The sequence below is a fragment of the Neisseria shayeganii 871 genome (genome assembly GCF_000226875.1).
In the GTDB taxonomy this organism is placed as follows: Bacteria; Pseudomonadota; Gammaproteobacteria; order Burkholderiales; family Neisseriaceae; genus Eikenella; species Eikenella shayeganii.
Window position 1 is genome coordinate 1,928,124 of record NZ_JH164926.1, and the last position, 10,967, is coordinate 1,939,090.

Genomic DNA, 10,967 nt, shown 5'->3' on the forward strand with positions numbered 1-10,967 from the left:
CGCCAAAAGCTGCAATCCGCTTGCAAACTGACCGCACCGCCACCACCTCGGGCGGCACGGCTTTCCCCCAAACGGCCACAATCCGTTGCCAGTGGGCAGGCAAAACTTCATCCCATTCACCCTGTCAGGAGAACAACATGGCACAACAATACGTTTCCGCGGCCAATCTGCAAATCGAGAAGACTCTGTTCGACTTCATCGAAGGCGAAGTGTTGGCGCGCCATCCGCGCGTGAGCAGCGCCGAATTCTGGCCCGGCTTCGCCGCGCTACTGGAAAAATACACCCCGCGCAACCAAGAGCTGCTGGCCAAACGCGACCGCATCCAGCTCGAACTCGACAACTGGTACAAAGCCAACCCCGGCGCCGTGAAAGACATGGCCGCCTACAAAGGCTACCTGAAAGAACTCGGCTATCTGGTGGACGTGCCGGCCGACTTCCAAGTGTCCACCGCCAACGTGGACCGCGAAATCTCCGAGCAAGCGGGCCCGCAACTGGTGGTGCCCATCATGAACGCCCGCTACGCCCTGAACGCCGCCAACGCCCGCTGGGGCAGCCTCTATGATGCCCTCTACGGCACCGACGCCATCGCCCAAGACGGCGAACTGGCGCCCGGCAAAGGCTACAACCCCAAACGCGGCGACGCCGTGATCGCCTTCGCCCGCAACTTCCTGGACGAAAGCATCCCGCTGGCCGCCGGCAGCCACAAAGACGCCTTGGCCTACCGCGTGGAAGGCGGCCGCCTTCAGGTAGCCCTGCAAGACGGCAGCACCACCGGCCTGAAACAGCCCGAATTATTTGTCGGCTACAACGGCAGCGCCGAAGCTCCCTCCTCCCTGCTGTTCCTGCAAAACGGCCTGCACTTCGACATCATCATCGACAAAACCAGCAACATCGGCCAACAAGACCCCGCCGGCATCCAAGACATCATCATGGAAGCCGCCCTCTCCACCATCATGGACTGCGAAGACTCCGTCGCCGCCGTGGACGGTGAAGACAAAGCCCTGGTGTACCGCAACTGGCTGGGCCTGATGGAAGGCACGCTCACCGAAGAAGTGAGCAAAGGCGGCAAAACCTTCACCCGCCGTCTCAACCCCGACCGCGAATACACCAAACCCGACGGCAGCGCCCAGTTCAAACTGCCCGGCCGCTCCCTGCTGTTCATCCGCAACGTCGGCCACCTGATGACCACCCCCGCCGTGCTCGACCAAAACGGCAAGGAAATCCCCGAAGGCATTCTCGACGGCGTGATGACCGCCCTGATCGCCCCCTTCGATCTGGAGCGCAAAGAAAACAAAAACAGCCGCAGCGGCAGCGTTTACATCGTCAAGCCCAAAATGCACGGCCCCGAAGAAGTGGCCTTTGCCAACGAGCTGTTCGCCGCTTTCGAAGAATTGGCCCAACTGCCGCACAACACCCTGAAAATGGGCGTGATGGACGAAGAACGCCGCACCTCCGCCAACCTGAAAGCGTGTATCCACGCCGCCCGCGAGCGCATTGTGTTCATCAACACCGGCTTCCTCGACCGCACCGGCGACGAAATGCACACCTCCATGCAAGCCGGCCCGATGGTGCGCAAAGGCGACATGAAAGCCAGCAAATGGATCAACGCCTACGAGCTGAACAACGTGCAAACCGGCCTCGAATGCGGTCTGCAGGGCAAAGCGCAAATCGGCAAAGGCATGTGGGCCATGCCCGATTTGATGGCCGCCATGCTGGAGCAGAAAATCGGCCACCTGAAAGCCGGCGCCACCACCGCCTGGGTGCCCTCGCCCACCGCCGCCACCCTGCACGCCCTGCACTACCACCAGCTCAATGTGTACGACGTACAGAAACAGCTGATCGAAGCCGGCAAAAAAGACCTGCTCGACGACCTGCTCACCATTCCCGTGGCCGACGCCCCCAACTGGAGCGAAGCCGACAAGCAGCAGGAGCTGGACAACAACTGCCAAGGCATCTTGGGCTATGTGGTGCGCTGGGTAGAGCAAGGCGTGGGCTGTTCCAAAGTGCCCGACATCCACAACGTCGGCCTGATGGAAGACCGCGCCACCCTGCGCATTTCCAGCCAACACATCGCCAACTGGCTGGCGCACGGCGTGGTGAGCGAAGCGCAAGTACGCGAAACCCTGGAGCGCATGGCTGCCGTGGTGGACAAGCAAAACGAAGGCGACGCCCTCTACACCCCGATGGTGGGCCGTTTCGATACCTCCCCCGCCTTCCTCGCCGCCTGCGACCTGGTGTTTAAAGGCACCGAGCAACCCAACGGCTACACCGAGCCGCTGCTGCACCACTGGCGCCGCGTGGCCAAAGAACAGGTTTAAAAACCTATTCAGAGTCTCCGTTGCGGCGGTATTTTCGGTCCAAATTCCGCATCTGCCACGTTGCCCTTGAAGGGATAACAAAAATACTTGCAAGATGTTCAATCTTGCAAGTATTTTCGCGTCGTATCTGCGTTTGTTGCCTCGAAAAAACCGCTACACAAGAAGACTGAGACCTTTGCAAAACCCCCACTGCGGCGCATTTCTGCGTTGTACGTTTATGCCCTATGGGTACTGCTCGCTCACTTGCCTATCTGTATGATATGTTTGTCCCATAGGGATTCCTAGCGTTCACGTTCGCTGCGCTGCTACGCCTTGAACTGCATCCATATCTGGAGGTTTTGCAAAGGTCTCAGACTATGAACAGGTTCTAAGCGCCCGCTCTCGGCTGAAACCAAAGGCTACCTGAACAGGCAGGGAGTGCCTAGGAATTAGGCACTTTAAGGGGATTTAGGGGTGGACTGTCTGCTTTTGACGCCAAAACAGCCGGAACAGGATGAAAGATGTTCCGGCTGTTTGTTGGGCTGGGGTTTTGCAAAGGCATCAGGCTACCTGAAACCGTATGCTTGCTTTACAATACGACGGTTTCAGTTTGTGAGTCATCATTTTATGTCTGAACACCTGAGTGCCGCCCTTGGTGGTGAGGATACGCTTCTGCTGGGTGAATATGCCGAGCGCGCTTATTTGGAGTATGCCATGAGCGTGGTGAAAGGCCGTGCCCTGCCGGATGTAGGCGACGGCCAGAAACCGGTGCAGCGGCGGATTCTCTATGCCATGCGCGATATGGGTTTGGTGCATGGTGCCAAACCGGTGAAATCCGCGCGCGTGGTGGGTGAAATCTTAGGTAAATACCACCCGCACGGCGATGCGTCCGCCTACGACGCCATGGTGCGGATGGCGCAAGACTTTACCCTGCGCTATCCGCTGATTGACGGCATCGGTAATTTCGGTTCGCGTGACGGCGACGGCGCGGCGGCCATGCGCTATACCGAGGCGCGGCTGACGCCGATTGCCGAGCTGCTGCTCTCCGAAATCAATATGGGCACGGTGGATTTCGTGCCGAACTACGACGGTGCGTTTGAAGAGCCGGTATCGCTGCCCGCCCGCCTGCCCATGGTGTTGCTGAACGGCGCTTCCGGTATTGCCGTCGGTTTGGCCACCGAAATTCCCTCCCACAATCTCAACGAAGTCGGCCGTGCGGCGATCGCCTTATTGGAGCAGCCGCAGCTGGCAGTGGTCGATTTAATGCAGTATGTGCCGGCGCCGGATTTTGCCGGCGGCGGCCACATCATCACCTCCGCCAAGGATTTGCGTCAGATTTACGAAACCGGCAAAGGCAGTGTGCGGGTACGGGCGCGTTATGAAATCGAAAAGCTGGCACGCGGGCAATGGCGTCTGATTGTGACCGAGCTGCCGCCGCATACCAGTGCGCAGAAGATTCTGGCTGAAATTGAGGAGCAAACCAATCCCAAGCCCAAAGCCGGCAAGAAACAGTTGAGCCAAGAGCAGCTGAATACCAAAAAACTGCTGCTCGACCTGTTGGAAAAAGTGCGCGACGAGTCAGACGGCGCGCACCCGGTGCGCTTGGTGTTCGAGCCGAAATCCGGCCGTATTGATCCGGAAGTATTCGCCCACACCCTGATGGCGCAAACCGGGCTGGAGGGCAATGTGCCGGTGAATTTGGTGATGATGGGCTTGGACAACCGGCCGGCGCAGAAAAATCTGAAAACCATTCTGCAGGAGTGGCTGGATTACCGCATCCGCACCGTCACGCGCCGCCTGCGGCACCGTTTAAGCCAGGTGGAAAAACGTATCCATATTTTGGAAGGCCGCATGATTGCCTTCCTGCACATCGACGACGTGATTCGGGTCATCCGCGAATCCGACGAGCCCAAACCCGATTTGATGGCCGCCTTCGGCCTCACCGAAATCCAAGCCGAAGACATTCTGGACATCCGTCTGCGTCAGTTGGCCCGCTTGGAAGGCTTCAAGCTGGAAAAAGAGTTGGCCGATTTGCGCGAAGAAGCAGGCTACCTGAACAGCGTATTGGGTGATGAAAACGAAAAACGCCGGCTCATTATCCAAGAAATGCAGGCCGATATGCAGCAGTTCGGCGACCCGCGCCGCACCTTGGTCGAAGAGGCCAGCCGCGCCGCGCTCACGCACACCACGGCCGACGAGCCGGTCACCCTGATTTTGTCGCACAAAGGCTGGATACGCAGCCGTGCGGGCCACAACCTCGATTTGAGCCAAACCGCTTTCAAAGAGGGCGACGGTCTCAGACAGGTGTTGGAAGGCCGCACCGTGCAGCCGGTGGTGGTGGTGGACGACTTGGGCCGCAGTTATACCGTGGACGCAGCCGAGATTCCCGGCGGACGGGGCGACGGCGTGCCACTGGCCTCGCTGGTGGAATGGCAAAGCGGTGCCGGAGTGGCGGCTTTGCTCACCGGTACGCCGGAGCAGCTCTTCCTGATGGCCGGTAGTGGCGGCTACGGTTTCATCGTCAAGTTCGGCGATTTGATCAGCCGCATCAAAACGGGCAAAGAAGTGGTGAAACTGGAGGCGGGCGAGCGTCTGCTGCCGCCCCTGCCTTTACCGCCTTCGGCGCTGATCCGGCCCGAAAGCCGGCTGGTGTTGGCCACCGCGGAAAAACGCCTGTTGGCTTTTGCGGTGGGCGAATTGAAAGTGATGGCCAAGGGCCGCGGCCTGCAGCTGATCGGTTTGAACGAAGGCGACCGTTTGCAGGCGGCGGTTTTGGTGGAAACGCCGGAATTTGTGGCCCACATCACGGGCAAACGCGGTGCGGTTCGCCAAGAGCGGCTGCGGGTAGCCGATATTGAAAACAAACGCGGCCGCAAAGGCCGGCTGCTGGATATTTCAGGTAGCCTGAACGGGCTTGGGGAGGCGTCATGAACGCAACGGCGCCAACACAGGAAGACTGGGACCGCCAGCTGGAGCGTTTGCCCGGCTTGATGAATATTGCCCGGGTCAGCCTGTTGTTATCGCTGGTCACTTTTCATGTGCTGGTCAGCACGTATGGCGACGAGATCGGCTTGAAGCTGCGCGCTCTGCCGGTGTTCAGCGCCCCGTTTTACCTGTGGGCGGTGGTGTACGGCACGCTGATTTTGATCAGTCTGTTTGCCCCCAACTGGCAGCGTCAGGGCACCCAAATGCCCAATGCCCGGGCGGTGGCCGACATCACCATGATTGCGTGGCTGATGCACATCGGCGGCGGCGTGGGCAGCGGTTTGGGGATTTTGATTCTGCCGTTTTTGGTTACGTCTTGCCTGATGAGCTACGGACGTTACTCGCTGCTGTATGCGTCCTATGCGGTTATGTTGCTGCTGCTGAGCACCAGTATGCTGTATTGGCCGTTTAAAGACGACAGCGACGCTTCTTTTATGGTACAGACCGTGGTGCTCAGCGGCAGTTGCTATCTGGTGGCGGTGCTGACTTCGTTCTCCGCCTCTTTCCTCAATAAGGCCACCAGCAGCCTGAGCCGGCACCGCCGCGCATTCGACCGGTTAAAAGGTCTGAACGAATTGGTGCTGAACCACGTGAACGAAGCGGTGGTGGTATTGGATGTCGGACAGCGGGTATGGTTGATGAACCGCCAGGCACAAAATTATTTTCCGTGGTTGCAGCGCGAGCAACAGGCGCCAGCCTTTGCGTGGCTGGTGCAGCGTTGGCAGCGTTATCCCAGCCGTGCTTTTGTGACCCGTACCGAAATCGACGGACAGGCGGTACAGATACGTGCCCGCCCCTTGGTACGTGAAGACGAATCGCTGCTGATGCTGTTCATCCGTTCGCAAAAAGACTTGGCCGCCGAGGCATTGTCCACCAAGCTGGCGGCTTTGGGCCAGCTGACGGCCAATCTGGCCCATGAAATCCGCAATCCGCTCTCCGCCATCCGCCAATCCAACGGGCTGCTTTCGGAAGACAACGACAATCCGCTTACCGCCAAGCTGCACGGCATCATCGACAACAACATCGCTCGCATCGATAAAATGCTGGAAGAAGTGTCGAGCTTGAACAAAAGCGACCGTTTGAATCCGGAAACCATCAATTTGATGGCCTTCTGGCTGGCGTTCAAAAACGAATTCCTATTGATCCGCCCCCAAGCCGCACCGTGTATCCGCTTTCATATGGAAAGCGGCGGTTCGCCTGTAAAAGTGCGTTTTGACAGCGCCCATTTGCAACAGATTTTGTGGAATCTGCTCAACAACGCCTGGCAGCATGGCAGCCAGCAAAAAGGCTCGATTACCGTATTGGTCAAACCGTTACAGGATCGGCATGCCGTTTCGCTGATGGTGATTGACGACGGCCCCGGCGTGCCGGCGGAAAATCAGGCCCAGCTGTTTGAGCCGTTTTTCACCACCCGTGCCGAAGGCACCGGCTTGGGTCTCTATGTGGCCCGCGAACTGGCGCACGCCAATTTGGGACAGTTGGATTACCATCCGGCCGTGAAAGGCTTCGAACTGATTTTGCCGAGGGAAAACGATGAATAAAAACAGCTTGCAAAAACCCGTTTTGGTGGTGGACGACGAGCAGGACATCCGCGATCTGATGGAAATGACGCTGATGAAAATGGGCTTGTCGGTGGAAACCGCCCACGGCGTGGCGGCCGCCAAACAATGGCTGGCCGAAAAGAAATTCTCCTTGGTGCTGACCGATATGCGGATGCCCGACGGCTCCGGTTTGGAAGTGGTGGAATACATCAACGAGCAGGCTTTGGATGTGCCGGTGGCGGTGATTACTGCTTTCGGCAATGCCGATCAGGCGGTGCAGGCCATCAAAGCCGGCGCCTTCGACTATCTGCAAAAACCGATCACGCTGGCCCAGCTGCGCACTTTGGTCAAGTCGGCGGTGAAAATCAACGAAGAAGACCGCCGCCCGCCCGCATCCGATCCCGAGCCGGAGCCATCTGCGGCAGAGGAGATTTTGCCGCCGCCTGCGCCGGCCCCCAAACGCGCGTCGCCGCAGCCTAAGGCCGCAGCGTCCGTTCCGCCGCCCGCACAGCCGGTCGGGCAAAACGACATTCCGCGCCTCATCGGCCGTTCGCCGCAGATTGAAGAAGCCCGGCAGATGATCCGCAAGCTCGCCCACACCACGGTGCCGGTTTATATTTCCGGCGAATCCGGTTCCGGTAAAGAGCAGGCTGCGCGCAGCATTCACGAGCTGTCCGAGCGTCGCGAGCAGCCTTTTGTGGCGGTCAACTGCGGTGCGATTCCGGAAAACCTGATGGAAAGTGAGTTTTTCGGCTACAAAAAAGGCAGCTTTACCGGCGCCGACCAAGACCGCTTGGGCTTTTTCCAGCACGCCCACGGCGGCACGCTGTTTCTCGACGAAGTGGCCGATCTGCCGCTGCACATGCAGGTGAAGTTGCTGCGGGCGATTCAGGAAAAAGCCGTGCGCCGCATCGGCGATGCGCAGGAAGTGAAGGTGGACGTGCGCATCATTTCCGCCACCCATAAAGATTTGGCCGCCTTGGTGGCCAAAGGCGCCTTCCGCCAAGACTTGTTTTACCGCCTCAACGTGGTGTCGCTTACCATGCCGCCTTTGCGCGAAATGCGCGAAGACCTGCCCAAGCTGATCATGCAGCTCTTGCGCAAACACCGCCAGGGCGGCGACTACCAGCTGACTCAGGCCGCCAAGCAAGCCCTACTGCAATACAGCTATCCCGGCAACTTCCGCGAGCTGGAAAACATTCTCGAGCGCGCAGTGGCCTTGGCGGTCAACCAAACCATCGATGCACAAGACCTGCAGCTCACCAGTTCGCCGCTGTTGCAGGAAGAGGACGACTGGGGCAGCGCCTTGGCCGCCGCCAACGGTGGGGCCGAGGAAGCCGTGCCGGCGGCCGAGGCGGGTGAAGCGGTGGGCGGCTTGGCCGACTTCGTGCTGGGGCGCACCCAGATTCAAGACTATCTTGACGATGTCGAACGCGCCATCATCGAGCAGGCGCTGCAGAAAACCCGTTACAACCGCACCCAAGCCGCGAAACTGCTCGGCATCAGCTTCCGCTCCATGCGCTATCGTATGGAACGCCTGAACATCGAATAATGCCCTTCGCCTTGGTTTCCCACTTTTCAGGTAGCCTCAGGCTACCTGAAAGCCAATAACGCCATGATTCCCCTCTATACACTGATTGACGAACCGCTGCCCGACTATGCTTGCCACCCTGATTTGCAGTGTGTGACCGCTGAGCCGCAGGCGGGCGTGTACCTGCTGTGGGACGTCGACGGCATGGCTTTGGCCAAAGCCGGCGAAAAAGGGCGAGTGCGGGTGGATTTCACCGCCGGTGCCGCCCGTCACCGCCGCGTGCAGGGCGGCGGCGAGTTGTTGGCCAAAGCGGTCAACCACCGCACCCGCCCACAGGTGTGGGACGCCACCGGCGGCTTGGGGCGCGACAGCTTCGTGCTGGCTGGCTTGGGTTTGTCGGTGCGCGTATTCGAACGGCACCCTGCCGTGTATTGCCTGCTGGCCGACGGTTTGGCGCGGGCGCGGCAGCACCCCGATACGGCGGCAATCGCCGCCCGCATCAGCCTGCATGCGGCCGATGCGGCGGCCGCCATGCCGCATTTGGCCGAACATTCCGGCCGCCCCGAGGTGGTGTATCTCGATCCGATGTATCCCGAACGGCAAAAATCGGCAGCGGTGAAAAAAGAGATGGCGTATTTTCACGAGCTGGTGGGAACGGCGCAGGACGATGCGGCTTTGTTGGACGCGGCTTTGGCGGTGGCCGGCAAACGGGTGGTGGTGAAGCGCCCGCGTTTGGGCGAAACCTTGTGCGGCCGGCAGCCGGATTACCAATACAGCGGCAAATCCACCCGTTTCGATGTGTACCGGCCGCTGATGCTTGGCGGCGAGGAGGCGTAACCATGTGGCGGATGGCAGCGGGGTTGCTGCGTTTGGCGGCGGCATGGCTTGTGTTGGGGCTGGTGTCTTGGCTGCAATTCCGCTGGGCGTGGAACGGTTTGCTGGGCGGCAACGAATCGATCGCCTGCGCCAGCTGCCGTTTTGCCGACGATATACGGCTGTGGGCAGCCATCGTGGCCTTGCCCTTGGGCGTTCTGTTTGTCTGGCTGCCTGAGCGGCCGGGGTTTTGGCTGCTGCGTTGGCTGTTGCTGTTGGCGGCATGGGCGTGGGTAAACGACGCTTTGCTGCTCGACCGTATGTGGGGCGTGTTGCTGCCCGCAGAGCGCTTGGCCTACCAGCTGCACCACGCCGCCTTGCCCGCCCTGCTGCTGTCTGTGGCGCTGATGCTTGTGTGGCAGGTCGGCCGGAAAGTATTGTCTGCCCGTTTCTCTTTGTTGTTCAGGTAGCCCGAATGAGCCGAATGCCCAGTTTTCCGATTCCGTTTGCTGCCCAGGCCTGCACCGCTGTGCTTGAATTGCTGCAACAGCGTTTTGCGGTGGACGAAGCCGCCTGTGTGCCGCTGTATCTCAACCGCCTGCCTTTGGGCTACCTGAAAGAGCCGTGGCTGTCTTATGTGCTGGCCGACTGGCCGCACCGCTTGGCGCACCATCAAGACGGCGTTTGGCTGGCGGCCGACGATTGGCTGATGCTGGCCGATGCGTTGCAGAATATGGCTCACGGCTGGCACAGCTTGGGCTACCTGGACGGCTGGCGCAACGAGCGGTTTGCGGTGGAAGACAGTAAGGGCCGGGCCCTGTTTGCGTTGGAACGGGCGGCATTCCGGCCGCTGGGTTTGTGCAGCCGCGCGGTGCACATCAACGGTTTGGCCGAAACCGAACAGGGCTGGTGTTTCTGGATTGCCCGCCGCAGCCCGTTTAAAGCGGTGGACCCCGATAAGCTCGACAATCTGGTGGGTGGCGGATTGGCTGCCGGCGAACGCATTGCCGAGGCTTTGCTGCGCGAGGGATTTGAAGAAGCCGGCCTGCCCGAAGAGCACTTGGTAGGCGCCGTTGAGCAAAGCCGTGTGCTCAGCCTAAGGGCTGTGCCGCGAGGCCTGCACCGCGAATGGCTGCATGTGTTCGATGTGGTGCTGCCCGCCGGTTGGGTGCCGGAAAACCAAGACGGCGAAGTGGCCGAATTTATGCTGCTGCCTCCGCCGGCGGTGCTGGAAGCCATGCTCGCAGGCCGTTTTATGAACGATGCGCTGCTGGCCACGCTGGATGCCTGCCTGCGCTACGGCTTGGTGCCGGCCGATACGCCGCTGGCCGATTGGCTGCGCCGCCGCCGCGGTGAGTCGGCCGGCTGAGTGGGCATCTGCGGGAATGCAAAATTGTGTCCGCCTGCTTGCCCCGCGCCGGGGGCTATAGTAGAGTGCCCCACGTCTGCCGTCCGGCAGGCACACACCGAAAGGAATTGTTATGAACATCAAACCGACCGCAGCCCTGATGCTGGCTTTGGCCCTGCCTGCCGCCGCTTGGGCCGCAGACGAAGTGAAGATTGCTACCGACACTTCGGGCCTGCCTGCGGAAATGGTGCAAAACATCGCCCACTCTTCCAAATCCATGGGCGTGAAAGAGCCGATGAACGTCAGCCTGAAAACCGAGAACGGTACCCGTTATGCGGTGGTGTCCGGCAGCTCCGCCACCACTTGCCGCGTGAAGCTGTCCAACGCCAACCCGCCCACCATGCTGGGTTTGTCCTGCCGCTGATTGGCAATACTTCTCAGGCCAAACAGGC

At 60.1% G+C, this 10,967-nt stretch carries 8 protein-coding genes; all 8 read left to right on the top strand.

The window, feature by feature from the left end; all coding sequences use genetic code 11:
- Positions 1–137: 137 nt before the first annotated feature.
- Positions 138–2,318, top strand: a complete 2,181-nt coding sequence (locus tag HMPREF9371_RS08995; protein WP_009119760.1) for a malate synthase G — start codon at positions 138–140, stop codon at positions 2,316–2,318.
- Positions 2,319–2,924: 606 nt separating this feature from the next.
- Positions 2,925–5,228, top strand: a complete 2,304-nt coding sequence (gene parC / locus HMPREF9371_RS09000) for a DNA topoisomerase IV subunit A (protein WP_009119761.1) — start codon at positions 2,925–2,927, stop codon at positions 5,226–5,228.
- The gene (locus tag HMPREF9371_RS09005; protein ID WP_009119762.1) at positions 5,225–6,823 is read left to right on the top strand and encodes a two-component system sensor histidine kinase NtrB; all 1,599 of its coding nucleotides are present in this window, start codon (positions 5,225–5,227) and stop codon (positions 6,821–6,823) included. Before parC ends, HMPREF9371_RS09005 begins: the two co-directional genes overlap by 4 nt.
- On the top strand, positions 6,816–8,375 hold the full coding sequence (locus HMPREF9371_RS09010; protein WP_009119763.1) for a sigma-54-dependent transcriptional regulator: 1,560 nt from the start codon (positions 6,816–6,818) through the stop codon (positions 8,373–8,375). Before HMPREF9371_RS09005 ends, HMPREF9371_RS09010 begins: the two co-directional genes overlap by 8 nt.
- Before the next feature lie 63 nt (positions 8,376–8,438).
- On the top strand, positions 8,439–9,191 hold the full coding sequence (locus HMPREF9371_RS09015; protein ID WP_009119764.1) for a class I SAM-dependent methyltransferase: 753 nt from the start codon (positions 8,439–8,441) through the stop codon (positions 9,189–9,191).
- Positions 9,192–9,193: 2 nt separating this feature from the next.
- A complete protein-coding gene (locus tag HMPREF9371_RS09020) occupies positions 9,194–9,637 on the top strand; it encodes a hypothetical protein (protein WP_009119765.1) in 444 nt (147 codons plus the stop codon).
- A 5-nt stretch (positions 9,638–9,642) separates the two neighbouring features.
- Entirely contained in the window at positions 9,643–10,536 is an 894-nt protein-coding gene (locus tag HMPREF9371_RS09025; RefSeq protein WP_009119766.1) for an NUDIX hydrolase, read from the top strand.
- Positions 10,537–10,648: 112 nt separating this feature from the next.
- A complete protein-coding gene (locus HMPREF9371_RS09030) occupies positions 10,649–10,939 on the top strand; it encodes a hypothetical protein (protein ID WP_009119767.1) in 291 nt (96 codons plus the stop codon).
- The last annotated feature ends 28 nt before the right edge of the window (positions 10,940–10,967 follow it).

Coding starts and splice junctions, on each gene's coding strand:
- HMPREF9371_RS08995 (WP_009119760.1), top strand. CDS start 138: ATGGCACAACAATACGTTTCCGCGGCCAATCTGCAAATCGAGAAGACT.
- parC (WP_009119761.1), top strand. CDS start 2,925: ATGTCTGAACACCTGAGTGCCGCCCTTGGTGGTGAGGATACGCTTCTG.
- HMPREF9371_RS09005 (WP_009119762.1), top strand. CDS start 5,225: ATGAACGCAACGGCGCCAACACAGGAAGACTGGGACCGCCAGCTGGAG.
- HMPREF9371_RS09010 (WP_009119763.1), top strand. CDS start 6,816: ATGAATAAAAACAGCTTGCAAAAACCCGTTTTGGTGGTGGACGACGAG.
- HMPREF9371_RS09015 (WP_009119764.1), top strand. CDS start 8,439: ATGATTCCCCTCTATACACTGATTGACGAACCGCTGCCCGACTATGCT.
- HMPREF9371_RS09020 (WP_009119765.1), top strand. CDS start 9,194: ATGTGGCGGATGGCAGCGGGGTTGCTGCGTTTGGCGGCGGCATGGCTT.
- HMPREF9371_RS09025 (WP_009119766.1), top strand. CDS start 9,643: ATGAGCCGAATGCCCAGTTTTCCGATTCCGTTTGCTGCCCAGGCCTGC.
- HMPREF9371_RS09030 (WP_009119767.1), top strand. CDS start 10,649: ATGAACATCAAACCGACCGCAGCCCTGATGCTGGCTTTGGCCCTGCCT.